Annotated in this window: 16 protein-coding genes, 1 pseudogene and 1 riboswitch; of the genes and pseudogenes, 8 read left to right on the forward strand and 9 right to left on the reverse strand. The window is 63.1% G+C overall.

Annotated elements, in window-relative coordinates:
• Positions 1-98: 98 nt before the first annotated feature.
• Positions 99-1,073, reverse strand: coding sequence for a LysR family transcriptional regulator (locus tag C0Z16_RS09135; protein WP_102631838.1), 975 nt, complete (start codon positions 1,071-1,073; stop codon positions 99-101).
• 119 nt (positions 1,074-1,192) lie between these two features.
• Between C0Z16_RS09135 and C0Z16_RS09140 the strand changes: the two genes are divergently transcribed.
• From C0Z16_RS09140 to ribB, 4 genes are all read left to right on the forward strand, one after another.
• A complete protein-coding gene (locus C0Z16_RS09140) occupies positions 1,193-1,603 on the forward strand; it encodes a VOC family protein (RefSeq protein ID WP_102631839.1) in 411 nt (136 codons plus the stop codon).
• A gap of 15 nt (positions 1,604-1,618) precedes the next feature.
• On the forward strand, positions 1,619-2,806 hold the full coding sequence (locus C0Z16_RS09145; protein ID WP_102631840.1) for an MFS transporter: 1,188 nt from the start codon (positions 1,619-1,621) through the stop codon (positions 2,804-2,806).
• 271 nt (positions 2,807-3,077) lie between these two features.
• Positions 3,078-3,767, forward strand: coding sequence for a helix-turn-helix domain-containing protein (locus tag C0Z16_RS09150; RefSeq protein ID WP_102631841.1), 690 nt, complete (start codon positions 3,078-3,080; stop codon positions 3,765-3,767).
• A gap of 115 nt (positions 3,768-3,882) precedes the next feature.
• A riboswitch (FMN riboswitch) is annotated at positions 3,883-4,067 on the forward strand.
• A 147-nt stretch (positions 4,068-4,214) separates the two neighbouring features.
• A complete protein-coding gene (ribB, locus tag C0Z16_RS09155; RefSeq protein WP_102631842.1) occupies positions 4,215-4,934 on the forward strand; it encodes a 3,4-dihydroxy-2-butanone-4-phosphate synthase in 720 nt (239 codons plus the stop codon).
• 147 nt (positions 4,935-5,081) lie between these two features.
• Here ribB and C0Z16_RS09160 read toward each other — a convergent pair whose 3' ends face one another.
• From C0Z16_RS09160 to glpD, 4 genes and pseudogenes are all read right to left on the reverse strand, one after another.
• On the reverse strand, positions 5,082-5,768 hold the full coding sequence (locus tag C0Z16_RS09160) for an HAD family hydrolase (RefSeq protein ID WP_102631843.1): 687 nt from the start codon (positions 5,766-5,768) through the stop codon (positions 5,082-5,084).
• Between the two features lie 153 nt (positions 5,769-5,921).
• Positions 5,922-6,026 (reverse strand): annotated as a pseudogene (locus C0Z16_RS09165) (aquaporin family protein); the annotation flags it as partial.
• A 138-nt stretch (positions 6,027-6,164) separates the two neighbouring features.
• Positions 6,165-7,664: a glycerol kinase GlpK gene (glpK, locus tag C0Z16_RS09170; protein ID WP_102631844.1), complete on the reverse strand. Its 1,500-nt coding sequence runs from the start codon at positions 7,662-7,664 to the stop codon at positions 6,165-6,167.
• 169 nt (positions 7,665-7,833) lie between these two features.
• Positions 7,834-9,363 carry a glycerol-3-phosphate dehydrogenase gene (glpD, locus tag C0Z16_RS09175; protein WP_102631995.1) on the reverse strand — a complete coding sequence of 510 codons (1,530 nt, stop codon included), beginning with the start codon at positions 9,361-9,363 and terminating at the stop codon, positions 7,834-7,836.
• Between the two features lie 199 nt (positions 9,364-9,562).
• Here glpD and C0Z16_RS09180 point away from each other — a divergent pair, with 199 nt between their 5' ends.
• Entirely contained in the window at positions 9,563-9,937 is a 375-nt protein-coding gene (locus C0Z16_RS09180) for a hypothetical protein (protein ID WP_102631845.1), read from the forward strand.
• A gap of 205 nt (positions 9,938-10,142) precedes the next feature.
• Here the strand turns inward: C0Z16_RS09180 and C0Z16_RS09185 are convergent, their stop codons facing one another.
• Both C0Z16_RS09185 and C0Z16_RS09190 read right to left on the reverse strand, forming a co-directional pair.
• Entirely contained in the window at positions 10,143-10,340 is a 198-nt protein-coding gene (locus tag C0Z16_RS09185; protein WP_102631846.1) for a hypothetical protein, read from the reverse strand.
• A 333-nt stretch (positions 10,341-10,673) separates the two neighbouring features.
• Positions 10,674-11,453 carry a DeoR/GlpR family DNA-binding transcription regulator gene (locus tag C0Z16_RS09190; protein WP_102631847.1) on the reverse strand — a complete coding sequence of 260 codons (780 nt, stop codon included), beginning with the start codon at positions 11,451-11,453 and terminating at the stop codon, positions 10,674-10,676.
• Positions 11,454-11,783: 330 nt separating this feature from the next.
• Between C0Z16_RS09190 and ggt the strand changes: the two genes are divergently transcribed.
• The 3 genes from ggt (at position 11,784) to C0Z16_RS09205 (ending at position 15,277) form a co-directional block, all read left to right on the forward strand.
• Entirely contained in the window at positions 11,784-13,421 is a 1,638-nt protein-coding gene (gene ggt, locus C0Z16_RS09195; protein ID WP_102631996.1) for a gamma-glutamyltransferase, read from the forward strand.
• A gap of 385 nt (positions 13,422-13,806) precedes the next feature.
• On the forward strand, positions 13,807-14,634 hold the full coding sequence (locus tag C0Z16_RS09200) for a ferritin-like domain-containing protein (RefSeq protein ID WP_102631997.1): 828 nt from the start codon (positions 13,807-13,809) through the stop codon (positions 14,632-14,634).
• 121 nt (positions 14,635-14,755) lie between these two features.
• The gene (locus C0Z16_RS09205; RefSeq protein WP_102631998.1) at positions 14,756-15,277 is read left to right on the forward strand and encodes a hypothetical protein; all 522 of its coding nucleotides are present in this window, start codon (positions 14,756-14,758) and stop codon (positions 15,275-15,277) included.
• Positions 15,278-15,381: 104 nt separating this feature from the next.
• Here C0Z16_RS09205 and C0Z16_RS09210 read toward each other — a convergent pair whose 3' ends face one another.
• Together C0Z16_RS09210 and trhA are read right to left on the reverse strand one after the other, a co-directional pair.
• The gene (locus C0Z16_RS09210) at positions 15,382-16,917 is read right to left on the reverse strand and encodes a DEAD/DEAH box helicase (protein WP_102631848.1); all 1,536 of its coding nucleotides are present in this window, start codon (positions 16,915-16,917) and stop codon (positions 15,382-15,384) included.
• A 218-nt stretch (positions 16,918-17,135) separates the two neighbouring features.
• Complete coding sequence (gene trhA / locus C0Z16_RS09215) at positions 17,136-17,756, reverse strand: PAQR family membrane homeostasis protein TrhA (RefSeq protein WP_102631849.1); 621 nt, start codon at positions 17,754-17,756, stop codon at positions 17,136-17,138.
• Positions 17,757-17,763: the final 7 nt, after the last annotated feature.

The raw sequence follows: 17,763 nt of genomic DNA on the forward strand, positions 1-17,763 counted from the left end.
AGCGCAATATTATAGCCCTTCGCCCGATACGGCTTCGGCGCCTCGCTTCTTAGGCTGGTTTCAACCCTGGTTCTCAACCCGCTTTCTCAGCCGGCTTCTCAACCCGCGTTCGCGTTCGCGTCCGCTTCCGCGCGCGGCGGCGCCGGCGGCAGGCCCAGCAGAGTTTCCAGTTCGTCCGACACTCGCGCGAAGCGCTCGCTCAAAAAATCCAGCAGCACGCGCACGCGCGGCGCCATGAAACGATTGCGGTGGTACAGCGCGTGCAAGGGCGCGTCCGGATAACGCCATTCTGGCAGCAGGATTTTCAGGCCGTCGGCGCGCAGGTCCGCTTCCACGTCCCACATCGACTTGATCACGATGCCGTAGCCGCGCAGCGCCCATTCGCGAGCGACGGCGCCGTCATTGGTCTCGCGCGCGGTTTCGACCGGCACGGTGTAGTGCTGCACTTCGTCGCCGCGCGTGAAGCGCCACTCGTTGACCGGTCCGGAACCGGTGCTGAGCACGATGCAATCGAAATTCGCCAGATCGTGGGGGGCTTTCGGCTCGCCCTTGCGCGCGATGTACTCCGGCGACGCGCACAGCACGCGCCGGTTCGGCGCCAGCTTGCGCGCCACGAGCGAGCTGTCCTGCGGCACGCCGAAGCGGATCGCCAGGTCGATGTCCTCCTGCACGAGGTTCGACAGCGAGTCCGAGAGCGTTAGCGCGAACGTCACTTCGGGATAGAGCGCATTGAATTCGTCGAGCCAGTGCATCAGCAGATTGCGACCGAAGTCCGAAGTCGCCGACACGCGCACCTTGCCGCGCACCACGCCTTGCCCGGCTTGCAGCGCGGCTTTCGCGTCGTCGAGCGATTGCAGCGCCTGGCGGCAGCAGTTGAGATAGAGACGCCCTTCGTCGGTGAGCCGCAACTGGCGGGTAGTGCGCTCAAACAGGCGCGCTTTTAGCCCGGCTTCGAGCTTCGCGAGACGCGCGCTCGCGGCGGCGGGCGTGAGCCCCATCTTGCGGCCCGCCGCCGACAGGCTGGCCTGCTGCGCCGCTTCGACGAAGAGGCGAATGTCGCCGAGGTTATCCATCGTTTGTTTCAAATAGTATTTGAAAATGCTTCAAATGCTACGCCAATTATCAAATCACCGCGGCATCGCGACAATTCGCTTGTCGAAAAATCATGCGGTGCCGCCAGCCGCCTGAAACCATGCAATTCGATCACGCGACCATCGTCACCGCCGACCTCGACAACGCCCGGCGTTTCTTCGTCGATGTAGCCGGTTTGACGCAAGGCTCGCGTCCGCCGTTTTCGGTTGACGGCTACTGGCTGTATGCGGACGGGCGCGCGGTGATCCATCTGGTCAACGCGACGGACCCGGCCCCGTCTCCGGCCCCGGCGGTCAGAGCGGCGCCGCGCATCCACCACATCGCGTTCCGTCTGCAAAGCGCCGCCGAATGGCAGGCGCTGCTCACGCGCCTGCGTGCAACCGGCGTCGACTATCAGACTGCGCAAGTGCCGCCGATAGGACCGCAACAAGCCGCAATGCAGATATTCGTGGCGCTGGCGCCGCGTGTCGTCGTCGAGTTCGTGACGGCGCTGCAGCACGCTCAACCGTAAAACCTGGAGAACAACATGCCGATTCCATTACTCGCGCTCGCGATCAGCGCCTTCGCTATCGGAACCACCGAGTTCGTCATCATGGGCTTGCTGCCCGAGGTCGCGCGCGATCTGATGGTGTCGATCCCGTCGGCGGGATTGCTGGTGAGCGGCTATGCGCTCGGCGTTGCGGTCGGCGCGCCGCTGCTCGCGGTCGTCACGAGCAGAATGCCGCGCAAGCTCGCGTTGCAGTTGCTGATGGGCGTGTTCATCGTCGGCAATACGCTGTGCGCGGTTGCGTCGAGCTATTCGGTGCTGATGATCGCGCGCGTGGTGACGTCGTTCGCGCATGGCTCGTTCTTCGGCATTGGCGCGGTCGTGGCGGCGTCGCTCGTGCCGCCTGAGAAGCGCGCGAGCGCGATTGCACTGATGTTCACCGGCCTCACGCTCGCAAACGTGCTCGGCGTGCCGTTCGGCACGTTCGTCGGCCAGGAGTTCGGCTGGCGCGCGGCGTTCTGGATTGTCAGCGCGTTCGGCGTGCTGTCGCTCCTGGGCGTGACCGCACTGGTACCCAATCGCCACGATTCCGGCCCCGCCGGTCTCGGCCACGAAGTGCGCGTGCTGAAAGACCCCCAGGTATGGACCGCGCTAGCGATGACAGTGCTCGGCTTTGGCGGCGTGTTCGTCGTGTTCACCTATGTCGCGCCGATTCTCGAACAGGTGAGCGGCTTCTCGCCGCGTGGCGTGACGCTGATTCTCGTGCTGTTCGGTGTAGGACTCACGGTCGGCAATACGGTGGGCGGCAAGCTCGCGGACCGCGCGCTGATGCCTTCGTTGATGGCCATTCTCGTGGCGCTCGCGGTCGTGATGGCGATCTTCACGCGCACGAGTCATTCGCCCGTGGCCGCGGCGATCACGGTGTTCGTCTGGGGCATTGCCGCGTTCGCGACGGTGCCGCCGCTGCAGATGCGTGTGGTGGAGAAGGCCGCCAAGGCGCCGAATCTTGCGTCGACGTTGAACATCGGCGCGTTCAATGTCGGCAATGCTGGCGGCGCGTGGCTCGGTGGTCTCGTGATCGATCACGGCCATTCGCTCGATACATTGCCGTGGGTCGCGGCGGCAGTGACCGTGGCCGCCTTGTTGCTGACGTGGTTCGCGTCGCGCATGGATACGCCGTCCCGGGAGTTGGCGCAGCGTGGCGTGCAGGTGCGCGAGCGGGCGTGAATGTGTGAACGTGTGAAGGCTTCTGAAGGTGTCTCAACGTGCGCATCCGCCACCGCCACCGGATCCGCCACCGCGTACAGGCGAGATTGCCGGCGTCTCCAGGAAACCGCCACCGCCCGCATATGAAAAAACCGCAAAAGCTTTGCGAGAAACGCCCTCCGCAATGCTGATAACAGTGTGAAGATAACTTCGTTGGGCGCGACCGGGCGCGATGCTATCTTGCTTCCACTAACCGCTTGCCCGCCGTTTGGCGGCGCTTCTGGAGGCAATCATGCATTCCCCGCTTGCTCTGGTTCGCGATCCTACGGCTGATCCCGCTGCGCCGCCGCGTGCGGCCGAACCCTTCGATGCACTGGAACATCTCGTCGGCGTGAATCTCGCCCGCTTGCGCGCCGAGCGTCAGTTGTCGCTCGACGCTTTGGCCCGCGCGTCGGGCGTGTCGCGAGCGATGCTCGCGCAAATCGAATCGGCGCGCAGCGTGCCGTCCATCAAGGTGCTGTGCAAGGTGGCCGCGGCGTTGAAAGTGTCGGTCGCGGCCTTCCTGCGACGCCACGCGACCAACGGCGTCGAGCACTTGCCGGCGGAGCGCTCGTCGCGCGTCGTCAGTTCGAATGGACGCTATTCGGCTCGTCCGCTTTATCCCGACAACGAACCGACCGCCGCCGAGTTTCACGAGCTGCGCATTGCGCCGTTGCACACCGAAGCCGGCACGCGCCGCGCGCCAGGCACGACTGTGAACCTCGTGGTCAGCGAGGGCACGCTCGAGGTCAGCGTGCACGATCAACGCCAGTTGCTTGCCACGGGCGACGCAATCGTTTTCGACGCCGATCAACCGCACAGCTTGCGCAATCCCGGCGACACCGAAGCGCGCGCATTTCGCGTGACGTTGAAGGCCGAGACGCCGCCGCGCTGGAACGTGCCCGTCCAGCATGACACGGCGCGCGAGGCCGGACCGCTTTGATCGCATGCCTTCGGCGGGATGTGACCAGTCAGAGATCCCGTCCGGTCAGTAGGGGTTGCGCTGCAGTTCGCGCGCAGCTGTTGTATGCTTTGCCCGCCGGTTTGTCCGGCAATCAGTGCGTCTTCAGGGCGGGGTGAAATTCCCCACCGGCGGTATGCCGGCAGCGCGAAAGCGTGAGCCGACGAGCCCGCGAGCGCCCGCAGTCGTACGGTTTTCAGCGAATGGAAAGCCGCCGCGGGGTCAGCAGATCTGGTGAGAAGCCAGGGCCGACGGTCATAGTCCGGATGGAAGAAGATGTGCAGATAGTCATGTTCGTTTCCGTGGCGCCGCTCGCAGATTTGAGCGGTGCATGAGCGCCGCCGTGTGTGGCGCTCGCCGGTGCGTCTTTGTCTGTTTGCAATGCCCTGAAACGTTTCTCGCCCAACTTTTGCGATGAGCGTTTCAACTATGTCCTTTGCTACTTTTCCTGCTCCGTCGACGATTGCAGACGATGCCTTCGCCGATCTCCCGCTGCTCGACACCGAACCCGTTCCGCCGCGTATCGCCGCCGCGTTGCAAGCAATGCGCGATGGCCGCGCTGTCGTCCTGCAAGACGACCACGACCGCGAGAACGAAGCCGATCTGATCGTGTCCGCCGAGCGTCTTTCCGTCGAAACCATGGCGCTGCTGATCCGCGAATGCAGCGGCATCGTGTGCCTGTGCCTGCCCGACGAGAAGATCCGCGCGCTCGAACTTCCGCCGATGGCCGTCAACAACGAAAGCCGTCATGGCACCGCGTTCACGGTGTCGATCGAGGCGCGCGACGGCGTGACGACCGGCGTGTCCGCACTCGATCGCGTGACGACGATTCGCGCGGCGATTGCCGATACCGCGAAGCCCGCCGACATCGTGCGCCCCGGTCATGTGTTCCCGTTGCGCGCGATGCCCGGCGGTGTGCTCGCACGGCGCGGACATACGGAAGGCACAGTGGATCTCGCGATTCTCGCGGGCCTGAAGCCGGCCGGCGTACTGTGCGAATTGATGAACGCCGACGGCACGATGACGCGTGGCGCGGACGTCGAACGCTTCGCTGAACATCACAATCTGCCGATGCTGACCATTGCCGAGCTCGTCGAATTTCGCCAGGCGTTGGCGCAGGCGCGTGAATGCGTCGCGGACGAGGCTTGATGTCGTAGAAGGTGCGCGGCGCGGCGCGCTCGATTCAGCGCGCGCTGCTCAACGCAACGCAACGCACGCCGTAACCCGCTAAAAAAGGAAAAGCCGACTGCGCGCAACCAGTCGGCTTTTTGCGTTCGGCAGCGTTCGCTGTGACGATTACGACTGCACGTCGCCGAACTCACCGCGTATGCCCGCTTCGATCAGCGCGGGCAGTTCGTCCATGTGCTTCATGATGCGCGTCATGCCCATGTTGCGCAGCGCCTCCGCGTACCCATCGGGAATATGACTCGCGCCGACGAAAGCGATCGTCTTCATGCCCGCCGCGCGCGCCGCATTCAAACCCGCCACGCTGTCTTCGACGACGACGCATCGCGATGGCTCGACGCCGAGCGTCTGGGCGGCGAACAGATACACGTCGGGAAACGGTTTCGGCCGCGCGACCTGGTCGGCGCTGAAGATGCGTTCGCCGAAAACCTGCTGCAATCCGGCGCGTCGCACGGAAGCGTTCACACGCGTCATCCGACTGTTCGACACGACCGCGACCGGCAGCGTCACGCGTTGCAAAGCGTCGCGCACGCCGTTGATCGGGCTAAGCGATGCCGCGAGCGCGAGCTCGACATGGTGTTCGATGATGTTCAGAAAATCGGCCGGCAGGGTGATGTCGAACGACTTCTCGATGCCTTCGAGAAAGCGTGACGTTTGCTGGCCAAAAGCCGTCTTCACGATAGCTTCGAAGTCGAGGCCGGGAAAGGTGGCGGAGAGCGTCTCGAACATGACGCGGTCAGCAATGACTTCACTGTCGACGAGCACGCCGTCGCAGTCGCAAATGAGGTGGTCGATCATGCCTTAAGGAACGGAAAGCGAAGGCGCGTGGGCGAGAGAAGGGCAAGCTCATGCGCGCCGGGTGAAAGCGCCATGATACGTGCTTTGGGGCGACCTGCGCCGCGCCCTCGCTTTCCGCGAATTCCATTGCGCGCGAGGTGGGTGTGCGTCGGCCGCTGACGTGCCTTTGGTTCGCGCCAGCAGGACGTTCGCGACAGCGCCGTCGCCGAGCAGCACCATCAGTGCGGTGCCAATGAATTCCGGAATGTAAGGAGACATCGTTGGGTATCCGAAATATTGTTATTAGGGAAGCCGCGAGGCGGGCGGCTTCGTTACGGTTGCATCGAAGTTACGTTGCAGTTGCGTTGAGCGTGCGTTATGCCGGATGTGAGTCCATGAATAGCGCGGTGGGCGCGCTCAAGGCGTGTCGGCCCACGCTTTTGCGGCGCCAATCGCGCGCTTCCAGCCGTTGAGACATTCCTTCACGTCGGCTTGTTCCAGTTCGGGCGTGAAGCGGCGATCGAGCTTCCACTGGCTTTGCAGTTCGTCGACATCTTTCCAATAGCCGACCGCGAGACCTGCCAGATAGGCCGCGCCTAGCGCAGTGGTTTCCGACACCTTGGGACGGACCGCGTTCACGCCGAGAATGTCCGCCTGGAATTGCATCAGCAGATTGTTCGCGCACGCGCCGCCGTCCACGCGCAATTCGCCGATGCGAATGCCGGAGTCGGCCTCCATGGCTTTCAGCACATCGAGCGACTGATACGCGATCGAGTCGAGTGCGGCGCGCGCGATATGCGCGGAGGTCGTGCCACGCGTCACGCCGAACAGCGTGCCGCGAGCGCGCGCGTTCCAATGCGGCGCACCGAGGCCGGCGAACGCGGGCACCAGATACACGCCATCGCAATGCGGCACGCCGCGCGCCAATGTTTCGATTTCAGCCGCGTTCTTGATGATGCCGAGGCCGTCGCGCAGCCATTGCACCACCGCGCCGCCAATGAAGATGCTGCCTTCGAGCGCGTAGTTGATCTGATCGCCGATCTGCCAGGCGATCGTGGTGACGAGATTGTTCTTCGATTCGATCGGCTTGTCGCCGGTGTTCATCACGAGGAAGCAGCCGGTGCCGTAGGTGTTCTTCACCATGCCGGATTGCGTGCACATCTGGCCGAAGAGCGCCGCATGCTGGTCGCCGGCGATGCCCGCGAGCGGAATCTTCGAGGCGAACACGGTGGTCCTGGTCGGCCCATACACTTCCGACGACGCGCGCACTTCGGGCAGCATGCTGCGCGGAATATCGAGCGCTTCCAGCAGTTCGTCGTCCCACTTCAGTGTGTGGATGTTAAAGAGCATGGTGCGCGACGCGTTCGTCACGTCGGTAACGTGCAGGCCACCCTTGGTGAAATTCCACACGAGCCAGCTATCTACCGTGCCGAACGCGAGCCGGCCTTGCTTCGCCTTCTCGCGCGCGCCCTCCACGTTGTCGAGAATCCAGCGGATCTTGGTCGCCGAGAAATACGAGTCGATCGGCAAGCCGGTTTTCGCACGGACTTTCGCTTCGAGGCCTTGCTCCTTGAGCTGATCGCAGAAGTCGGCGGCACGGCGGTCCTGCCAGACGATCGCGTTGTAGATCGGATGACCAGTTTCACGATCCCATACGATCGTGGTTTCGCGTTGATTGGTGATGCCAATCGCGGCAATCGACGTGCCGTTCATGCCGGCGCGCGTCACGGCTTCCGCGGCGACACCCGCTTGCGTCGACCAGATTTCCTGCGGGTCGTGCTCCACCCAGCCCGGATGCGGATAAATCTGCTGAAATTCCTTTTGCGCTGTCGACACGACATTGCCGAGGTGGTCGAACAGCATCGCACGTGAGCTGGTCGTGCCCTGGTCAAGCGCGAGGATGTATTGATCCTGCATTGTCTCTTCTCCATGCGTTTTATGAATCGCCGTACAGCTTACCGGCGACGGGAACGGCATGTCGTTTCGAGCGGGCCGCGACCATGCGTATCGGCGCAGCCCGGCTCGATGCAGCCGAAGGGTGAAACGGGTTTTTTGTACCCAACGAGCGCGTGGGTTTTCGACTAGGTTACGCGCTCTGTCGCTCAGGTTCGCGAGCGAACCATGCGTCGATGTCGCGCGTAACCGAGTCGAGTGCGCCCGGCTCCACATGCAGCCCGAGTTTCGAGCGGCGCCACAGCACGTCTTGCGCGCTGCGTGCCCATTCGGTGTCGCGCAGATAGGTCAGCTCCGCTTCGTAAAGGCCTGGTCCGAAGGCGTGGCCGAGATCGGCGAGCGAGCGCGCACTGCCGATTACGTTGTTGACGCGCGTGCCGTAAGCACGGGCGAGGCGGTGTGCGAGGTCCGCCGGCAACCACGCGTGCTGCTGCTTCAGTTCGGCAAGGAAGCGTTCGAAGTTTGCGTGCGGGATGTCGCCGCCGGGCAAGGGTGCACCGGCCGTCCATGAAGGTGCGCCGTTGCCCAGAACTTGCGCAAGTTTGTCGACGGCCTCTTCGGCGAGCTTGCGGAAGGTCGTTATCTTGCCGCCGAACACCGAGAGCAGCGGCGCCTCACCCGCCGGTGCATCGAGTTCGAGCGAATAATCGCGCGTGACGGCGGACGGATCGTCCGCGCCTTCTTCCTCCAGCAGCGGCCGCACGCCCGAATAGGTCCAGCGCACGTCGGCCGGCGAAATTTTCTGCTTGAAGTAGCGATTGATCGAGTCGCACAGGTATTGCGTCTCGGCGGCATTGATCGCAACGTGGGCAGGGTCGCCGCGATATTCGAGGTCGGTCGTGCCGATCAGCGTGTAGTCCTGTTCATACGGAATCGCGAAGATGATCCGCTTGTCCGGGTTCTGGAAGATGTAAGCGTGGTCGTGTTCGAACAGACGCCGCGTGACGATGTGGCTGCCTTTGACGAGCCGCACGCTGTGCGATGCCGCGCGGCCCAGCGCGCCTTCCAGCAGTTCGCCGACCCACGGGCCGGCGGCGTTCGCGATTGACGCGGCGCGCACGTCGATGGTCGTGCCGTCCGCACGATTCAGCTGCGCGCGCCATTCCCCGCCGACGCGCACCGCGCTCAACAGCTTCGTGCGCGTGAGGATTTTCGCGCCATGCTCTTCTGCGTCGAGCGCGTTCAGCACGACGAGGCGCGCGTCGTTGACCCAGCCGTCCGAATACACAAAGCCGCGCTTGATCGAATCGACGAGCGGAATTCCGGCCGGATGATCGCGCATCACAATGCCGCGCGAGCCCGGCAGCAGCTCGCGCCGGGCGAGGTGATCGTAAAGGAACAGACCCGCACGGATCAGCCACGCTGGCCGCAGGTCGGGCATGTGCGGCATCACGAAGCGCAGCGGCCAGATGATGTGCGGCGCGGCGCGCAGCAACGTCTCACGCTCCTGCAGGGCTTTGCGGACCAGCCCGAACTCGCGGTACTCCAGATAGCGCAAGCCGCCGTGGATCAGTTTGGTACTCGCCGACGACGTGTGCGCCGCCAGGTCGTCCTGTTCGCAGAGCAGCACGGACAGGCCGCGGCCGGCCGCATCGCGTGCGATGCCGGCGCCGTTGATCCCGCCGCCCACGACGAGCAAATCGTATCTCGTGCCTTGCGTCACCTGGTGCGTCTCCTGCATCGTTTGGAAAGTCGTTTGAAGGCCTATCGAATCTATAGTGTTCGTTTTCGAACTTTAATGAACATATTCGAAAAAGTAAAGTTCGCTCTTCCTGGCGCGGCTCTATCGAATGGCGGGGGGTAGTGGCGCAACGCGCGACCACGGACGATACTCTTGCAGCAGCCAACTGGAGGTGACATACATGCGTGGACTTTTCATGGTGGGCGCCGCTGCGCTTCTTGCGGGGTGCGTCGGTTCGCCTAGCCTGAGCGGAACGATGGGCGCGCCGTCGTTCATGTCGTTGCAGCAGATGTGCAGTACGCAGACGGTCGACTACGGCAACGACGCGCAAGGCGTATATGCGGCGCTGTTCGATGCGTACGTGGCGAATCGGCGCGGCCGCTTGTCGAAGGACGATTACTGCGCGTTCCAGACGTCGATCGCGCAGCGCTACACGAGCCAGGGCGCGAGTGCGGATCCGCAGGTTCGCAATCAGTGGGTCGCGTTCTTCACTGAGCAGCGCGCGAAGGCTTTGAGCTGGCGCGCGGCCGTCGATCCCACGTTGCGCAGTGGTTGAACACGAGATAGCTGTTTAGCGGCATTACGGCTGGCCGCCGCGCCGCTTCGCCGCATCACCGGCGCAGAAGCAACGAAAGCGGACGCCGCAATGGGCGCCCGCGTTGACACAAGCCGAGTGGTCTCAGGCGCAAGCGCGCGGCTCAGCCGCTAAACGCGCGCGCCGACAATTCAGCGATACGCCCCGACGACACGCCGAGTCGATTTCAGGAAAGACGTTTGATGGCTCGAAGTGCGCTATCGCCGGATTCCGTTACACGCCATTGTTCATTGCCCGACGCGAGCCGCTCGAGTTGTACGAGCTGACGTTCGAGGAGGGCGTCGAGTTCTTCTCGCTCCATGTCGACCTGAGTGGGAGCGTCCTTGACGAGCAACAACGTGGCGAATTCGTGCGGACTCAGCATCGTTTGTCTCCATGTCAAGCAAGCGCGGACGGCCTTGACGGCGACTGGCAGTCGCTGCCGGGGCAGCGCCAGGCAGTTGCCAATGAGTCCGCAAAAAATTGGGCGGGAGGTACGGCTTACGACAGGTTCACTTCACCTAACCGGCTGCACGCGAGAGCGCGCAACGAACGCCGGGGAACTGGAGTGTAGTCAAGCGAACGTTAAACGCCAAATCGCCACCCGTAAATTTTCCCTTTGACAACTGTTCGCCGCGGAGGCGGTTCCCAGCGGCGGGAAGATCCGTGATTTCACTTGAAGTTCCGCGTGCGCTGCAACATGGCTGCGGATGCCTGGTCAGCCGGCCACGTATACCTGGCAATTGGCGGCATTGAGCGTTTCGGCCATGTCGGGCGGCGGAGGGGCGTCGGTGAACAATGCGTCGATCTGATCGAGATGGCCCTGGCGAACCAGCGCCGGGCGGCCGAATTTCGAGCTGTCGGCGGCGAGAAAAACGGTGCGCGCGTGCTGCATGATCGCCTCGGCCACGCGCACTTCGCGGGTGTCGAAATCGCGCAGCGTGCCGTCGGTTTCGATACTCGATGTGCCGATGATCGCGAAATCCACCTTGAACTGGCGGATGAAGTCGATCGTCAGCTCGCCGACGATGCCTTTGTCCCACGGCCGCACGACGCCGCCGGTCACCAGCACCTCGCAATCGGGATAGCCGCTCATCATGCTGGCGACGTTCAGATTGTTGGTGATCACGCGCAGTCCGCGGTGCCGGTTGAGCGCGCGCGCGACTTCCTCGGTGGTCGTGCCGAGGTTGATGAAGAGCGACGCCTGGTCGGGAATGTGAGTGGCTACTAGCGCCGCAATGCGCCGCTTCTCGTCATGGAACATCCGCTGACGCGCCGTGTACGAGACGTTCTCCGAGCTGGTCGGCAGGCTCGCGCCGCCGTGATAGCGGCGCAGCAGGTTCATGTCGGCGAGCCAGTTGACGTCGCGGCGGATCGTCTGCGGCGTCACGTCGAAATGCGCCGCGAGGTCGTCCACCGTTACGAAGCCGTCGCGTTGCACCCACTCCAGCAGTTCCTGTTGCCGGGCGTTGAGAGTCAGGCGGGGGTCTCGGGTCATGGGTCCTGGATTGTCGGTTTTTATCGGCGCCTGCCGGCCACGGGCGCGGCAGGCGGGCGGCGGAATCGGGCAGCGAAGGTGCGTGTATTGTAAGACCATCGCGCGACTGGTCTGCCAACTCATGTGGCGCCCATGGTGATCGCTCGCCATGGGCGGCATGCATTCAGGCCGTCGACGCATTGATCCATGCGACAAATGAATTTGTTTTTTGCGCCGGAACGCGCTGCAATCCAAGGTTTCGCGCTTCCCGATGCATTCCATCCGCGTTTCATTTTCTTATGGCGTCCGACGGCTCACACCGTCAGGACCGTGCTTCCGAGAGTGTTCGACATGACTGGCTTTAACTGGCAAAACCCTTATCCGACGCCGCGTCTGCCCGTATTCGCGCGCAACATCGTTTCGACATCGCATCCGCTCGCCGCCCAGGCTGGGCTGCGCATGCTGTGGAAAGGTGGCAACGCTGTGGACGCGGCGATCGCAGCCGCCGCCGCGATCACCGTCGTCGAGCCAGTATCGTGCGGCCTCGGCGGGGACGCCTTTGCGCTGGTCTGGGACGGCCGTAAGCTGCACGGATTGAACGCGTCGGGTGCGGCGCCGGCGGCGTGGAGCGTCGATTACTTCAAGCGCAAATACGGCGAGCAAAACGGCTTGGCGATTCAGCCGACGCGCGGCTGGGACGCCGTAACGGTGCCGGGCGTGATCGCGGGTTGGGAGGCGCTGCACCAGAAATTCGGCTCGCTGCCGTTTGCGGATCTGATGGCGCCGGCCATCGAGATCGCCGGGCGCGGTCACGCGGTGGCGACCATCGTCGCTCATAAATGGGCGGCGGCCGTACCGGAACTGCAAGATCTGCCGGGCTTCGCGGCCACCTTCATGCCGCGCGGCCGCGCGCCGGAAGTGAGCGAGCTCATGCGCTTTCCCGGTCATGCTAAGACTCTTCGCAAGCTCGCCGAACAAGGACCGCGCGCGTACTACGAAGGCGAGATTGCAGAGCGCATCGCGGCGTTTTCGCGTGAATGCGGCGGCGCGCTGACCGTCGAGGACCTGCGCAACTATCGTGCAGATTGGGTCGAGCCGATCGGCAAGGACTATCGCGGCTACACCGTGCATGAGATTCCGCCGAACGGGCAGGGCATCGCGGCGTTGATCGCGCTCGGCATCCTCGAAAAATTCGATGTGAAGGAACTGACGGTCGACAACGTCGAGTCGCAGCACTTGCAGATCGAGGCGATGAAGCTCGCGTTCGCGGATGTCTACCGCTACGTCGCCGATCCGCGTTCGATGGATGTCACGCCCGAGCAGATGCTCGATGACGCCTACCTCGCGTCGCGCGCGAAGCTGATCGATCACAAACGCGCGACGCAGTTCAATTTTGGCATGCCGAAGGCGGGTGGCACGATCTACATGTCGGTGGCGGACGAGCGCGGCATGATGGTCAGCTTTATTCAGTCGAACTACATGGGCTTTGGCTCGGGCATCGTGGTGCCGGACACCGGCATCTCCATGCAGAATCGCGGCTGCGGCTTCTCGATGGACCCGAAGTCGCCGAATGTCGTGGAAGGCGGCAAGCGGCCGTTCCACACGATCATCCCGGCGTTCCTCACGCAGCAGGTGGACGGCCAGCAGGAAGCAGTGATGAGCTTCGGCGTGATGGGCGGCGACATGCAGCCGCAAGGTCATTTGCAATCTATCGTGCGCATGCTCGACTACGGTCAGCAGCCGCAGGCCGCATGCGACGCGCCGCGCTGGAAAGTGAACCGCGACTTCACGATCGACATCGAATCGACGCTCGAGCAGAAGACGGCTGCGGCTTTGCAAAAGCTCGGCCACACGATCAAATCCGTCGACGATCCTTACATGGATTTCGGCTCGGGCCAGTACATCTGGAAGCTCGATCGCAACGATCCGGAGCGCGGCTATGTGGCCGCCAGCGATAGCCGCCGCGACGGATTGGCAGCGGGTTTCTGACGCCGGCAACCGGCGGCACGTGCGGACCCGAACATGGAGCAAAACCCGGGTTCAAACATTCCGCCGCCGCAATTCTCAAAGCGTGACGTCCTCGCTTTCTGCGAAGCCAAAGCCAGCTCACTGAGCTGGCTTTTCTGTGCCCGACGCAGTCGTGCTTGCCTCACTGAAACTTTCGTCTATCGTGGAATTGGAACTGCGGCCAATCGGCATGGTCTGTGCTGGGTTGTCTGCAGAGTTGCCAAACAGCGGCTAAGATGCAGACACAAGGGGTTAACTCTAATTCACGGCGCTGTATCCGACACGGCGAACCGCAACGCAAGGCAGCGCGAGAGCAGCGGTTTCGAGCATGCTCCACGAGTCGATACAGCTTTCGGAGCAAGACACGATGCACACAGAGCTGAACCATGTCATGCCCTGGCGGGTCGAGGATATCGACCTCACGCGCATTGATCGCCAGAAGGCGGTCGCTAACGAAGATCTGCTGTTGCTGCTGTGTGCCGCTTCGTTTATTGAAAGCGGCACCGATCTTTACACCAGTAATTTGAGCAAGTTCTTCGACGGCGATCCGGAGGTTTCCGCGTGGCTCAACAACGAATGGGAGCCCGAGGAAATGCAGCACGGCCGCGCGCTCAAAACGTATATCGCTTACGTGTGGCCCGAATACGATTGGGATACTGCGTTCCGCAATTTCATGGACGAGTATTCGCTGACCTGTTCGGTCGAAGATTTCGAAAAGACTCGCGCGCTTGAAATGGTGGCGCGCTGCGTGGTTGAAACAGGTACGGCAACGTTGTATCGCGCGATTGGCGAGTGCTCGGACGAACCGGTACTCAAGGAGATCACCGACAACATCCGCACCGACGAAGTCCGCCATTACAAGCACTTTTTCAAGTACTTCAAGAAGTACAACAAGATTGAAGGCAATGGCCGGCTAGCCGTGCTCGGCGCGTTGATGCGCCGCGTGATGGAGATCAAGAACGAAGACTCGGAGATCGCATTGCGTCATGTGTTTGCGATCCGTTATCCGGAGCGCGTGCGCGATCAGGCCTACAACCGCGAGCGCGCCGCGCGCATCAATGCACTGGTGCGGCGCAATCTGTCGGCCGACATGTGCGTGAAGATGTTGCTCAAGCCGCTCGATCTGCCGGCCAAGATTCAACCCGGCGTGCATTATCCGCTCGCGAAGATCACGCAGCACGTGTTCTTCCGCTGAAGCGATATTGCGTCGATGCGGCGTCGGCATCACGTCGGCACCGAGCAAATGGCCCGCGCGTGCGGGCCATTTCGCTTTTCAAGGCATCATTCAGATTGGCCCTTTCAACCGGATACCTGCGATGAGCGATTCTTCCTTGCCCCAACGCCCGCTCGACCAGACCGCCTTTGATGAATGGCCCGACGCGGTGCGCGCGCTGTTCGACGGCTCGTCGCTGGTGAGCAAAGCGGGTTTTACGGCGTCGCTGTTGACCGTCGATGCGAATCAGCATATCCGCACGTCGCTGCTGGGCACCGGCGAGTTGTATGCGCCCGATTCGCGCACGCTATGCATCGCGTTGTGGCCGCAAGCGAGGGCGGCGCGCGCCATCGCGCAAAGCGGACGGGCGGCGTTGAGCTTCGTCTTCGAGGAGGCGTTCTATCAGGTGCAGTTGCTGGCCACGCCGCTGCCGCCCGCCGATGGCGACGACAGTGGCCTCGTGTATATGAGCTGTTCGATCGATTCAGCGGAAATGCAAAGCGTGCGCTATGCGCGCCTGACAAGCGGCATTACGTTCGAACTTGAAGGAGAGGAAGAGAAAGTGCTCGACCGATGGGAACGGCAGATCGAGCACCTGAAGCGAGCCGCGGCGGCGGGCGTTTAGGCTCACGCCCGCGCCTTGCGCAACTTCGCTTGCTGGCATTGAGCGGCAAGGCCGTCAGACCTTCCCGCCTCGCCACGCTTAACTGCAGCGCTGAACGGCCGCGCTTAACGACCGCGCTGACCGCTGCGCGCCGGATTGCCTCCACGCGGCGCGTCGTTGCGCGGCTTCGCGCCGCTCAGCAACGCACCCGGATTGCCGCCTTGCGGCTTGCGCGGCGCATGCTGCGCGGCGCTGCCTTCATGCGCGACAGCGCGCGGACGGTCGTCGGGACGCTGACCGTCACGGCGCGGCTGGCCGCCGTTGCCTGCCGGCTTCGCGCCTTGCGGCTTCGGCTGTTGCTGGCCGTTGGCCGCACGTTGGCCCGAGCGTTGGGCAGGTTTTGCCGCGCCGCCGTTGCCACCCTTCGGCGCACCTTGACCCTGACGCGGCGAACGTCCACCACCGCCACCACCACCGCCCTGGCCGCGGCGCAGAATCGGCTCGGGCTTCGCGGTCGGGTCCGGTTCGAAACCGGCGATCACTTCCTGCGGCACGGGACGCTTGATCAGCTTCTCGATGTCCTTCAGCAATTGCAGTTCGTCAACGCACACCAGCGAAATCGCCTCGCCGGTCGCGCCCGCGCGACCGGTGCGGCCGATCCGGTGCACGTAGTCTTCCGGCACGTTAGGCAGATCGAAGTTGACGACGTGCGGCAACTGATCGATGTCGATGCCGCGCGCCGCGATGTCGGTGGCAACCAGCACCTGCAGCGTGCCGTCCTTGAACTCGGCGAGCGCCCGCGTGCGAGCCGACTGGCTCTTGTTGCCGTGAATCGCCAGCGCGCTGATGTCGTCCTTCGTCAACTGTTCGGCGAGGCGATTGGCGCCGTGCTTGGTGCGCGTGAACACCAGCACCTGAAACCAGTTGTGCTGCTTGATCAGATGCGTGAGCAATTCGCGCTTCTTGTCGCGATCCACCGGGTGAATTTTTTGCGCGACGGTTTCCGCCGTCGTATTGCGGCGCGCGACTTCGATCAGTGCCGGCGAGTCGAGCAGATTGTCGGCGAGGGTCTTGATCTCGTCGGAGAACGTGGCTGAGAACAGCAGGTTCTGACGCTTCGGCGGCAGCTTGACGAGCACGCGCTTGATATCGTGGATGAAGCCCATGTCGAGCATCCGGTCCGCCTCGTCGAGCACGAGAATCTCGAGATGCGACAGGTCGATGGTCTTCTGCTGCATGTGGTCAAGCAAACGGCCAGGCGTCGCGACGACGATGTCCACGCCGCTCCTGAGCGCGCCGATCTGCGGATTGATGCCGACGCCGCCGAACATCACCGTCGACTTCAGCTTCAGATACTTGCCATAGGCGCGCACGCTTTCCTCGACCTGCGCGGCGAGTTCACGCGTAGGCGTGAGAATCAGCGCGCGCACCGCGCGCTTGCCGGACGCCGTGGCGACGGCGGGCATCGAATTGAGACGCTGCAGGATCGGCAGCGTGAAGCCGGCCGTCTTGCCGGTGCCGGTTTGCGCTCCGGCCAGAAGGTCGCCGCCGTTCAGCACGGCGGGGATCGCTTGGGTCTGAATGGGAGTCGGAGTGGTGTAGCCGAGTTCATGTACGGCGCGGACCAACGGTTCGGACAAGCCGAGGGAATCAAAAGACATAAAAACTCTTTGCAATGCAGTTTCGCGAACGGCACACGTGGGCCCCCAGCGGGCACAAATGCAGCATGAACACGCCGCATGGCGTGATCGAGATCAAGGCCGAAGCCCAGTTCCATTCGCAGAGAAATCGGCGGCACGCTTCAGACGCGTGCCGGATGCTTCAACGCGCTATGCAGACACGTTGACTGGCCTTAAGTTGCATTTCGCCGCCGTGGACGTCACGCGACATAACGCGCGACGCTGACGAATTGACACAGACTGCCCGCCAGTACGAACAGGTGCCAGATACCATGTCCGTGCCGGATGCGCTCGTCGTTAATGAAGAAGTAGATGCCAGCACTGTAGATGACCCCGCCGGCCACGAGCCAGGCAGTGCCCGCTGCCGGTAAGGCTTGAACCAGCGGGCGGACGGCAACGAGCGCGAGCCATCCCATCAGGACATACAGCACCATCGAAACGCTGCGGGTGCGTCGCCCGAGCGTCAGTTCCTGCACGATGCCAAGAGCGGCAAGCCCCCAGCTTACGCCGAACAGCGACCAGCCCCACGGCCCGCGCAACGTGACAAGCGTGAACGGAGTATAGCTTCCGGCGATCAACAGATAGATGGCCGAATGGTCGCATTTCTGCAGCACCGCCTTGACGCGCGGGTTGCGTACGCTGTGGTAAAGCGTCGAGATAGCATACAGCACGAACAGCATCGCACCGTACACGCTGAAGCTGACCACCTTGTACGCGTCGCCGTCGAGCGCACCCATTGTCACGAGCGTAGCCAGCCCCACCACCGACAGCACGGCGCCGACGAGGTGGGTAATGCTGTTGAAACGCTCACCAACATGCACGGCTTAT

The organism is Paraburkholderia rhynchosiae, assembly GCF_002879865.1.
In the GTDB taxonomy this organism is placed as follows: Bacteria; Pseudomonadota; Gammaproteobacteria; order Burkholderiales; family Burkholderiaceae; genus Paraburkholderia; species Paraburkholderia rhynchosiae.

Coding starts and splice junctions, on each gene's coding strand:
- C0Z16_RS09135 (WP_102631838.1), bottom strand. CDS start 1,073: ATGGATAACCTCGGCGACATTCGCCTCTTCGTCGAAGCGGCGCAGCAG.
- C0Z16_RS09140 (WP_102631839.1), top strand. CDS start 1,193: ATGCAATTCGATCACGCGACCATCGTCACCGCCGACCTCGACAACGCC.
- C0Z16_RS09145 (WP_102631840.1), top strand. CDS start 1,619: ATGCCGATTCCATTACTCGCGCTCGCGATCAGCGCCTTCGCTATCGGA.
- C0Z16_RS09150 (WP_102631841.1), top strand. CDS start 3,078: ATGCATTCCCCGCTTGCTCTGGTTCGCGATCCTACGGCTGATCCCGCT.
- ribB (WP_102631842.1), top strand. CDS start 4,215: ATGTCCTTTGCTACTTTTCCTGCTCCGTCGACGATTGCAGACGATGCC.
- C0Z16_RS09160 (WP_102631843.1), bottom strand. CDS start 5,768: ATGATCGACCACCTCATTTGCGACTGCGACGGCGTGCTCGTCGACAGT.
- glpK (WP_102631844.1), bottom strand. CDS start 7,664: ATGCAGGATCAATACATCCTCGCGCTTGACCAGGGCACGACCAGCTCA.
- C0Z16_RS09180 (WP_102631845.1), top strand. CDS start 9,563: ATGCGTGGACTTTTCATGGTGGGCGCCGCTGCGCTTCTTGCGGGGTGC.
- C0Z16_RS09185 (WP_102631846.1), bottom strand. CDS start 10,340: ATGCTGAGTCCGCACGAATTCGCCACGTTGTTGCTCGTCAAGGACGCT.
- C0Z16_RS09190 (WP_102631847.1), bottom strand. CDS start 11,453: ATGACCCGAGACCCCCGCCTGACTCTCAACGCCCGGCAACAGGAACTG.
- ggt (WP_102631996.1), top strand. CDS start 11,784: ATGACTGGCTTTAACTGGCAAAACCCTTATCCGACGCCGCGTCTGCCC.
- C0Z16_RS09200 (WP_102631997.1), top strand. CDS start 13,807: ATGCACACAGAGCTGAACCATGTCATGCCCTGGCGGGTCGAGGATATC.
- C0Z16_RS09205 (WP_102631998.1), top strand. CDS start 14,756: ATGAGCGATTCTTCCTTGCCCCAACGCCCGCTCGACCAGACCGCCTTT.
- C0Z16_RS09210 (WP_102631848.1), bottom strand. CDS start 16,917: ATGTCTTTTGATTCCCTCGGCTTGTCCGAACCGTTGGTCCGCGCCGTA.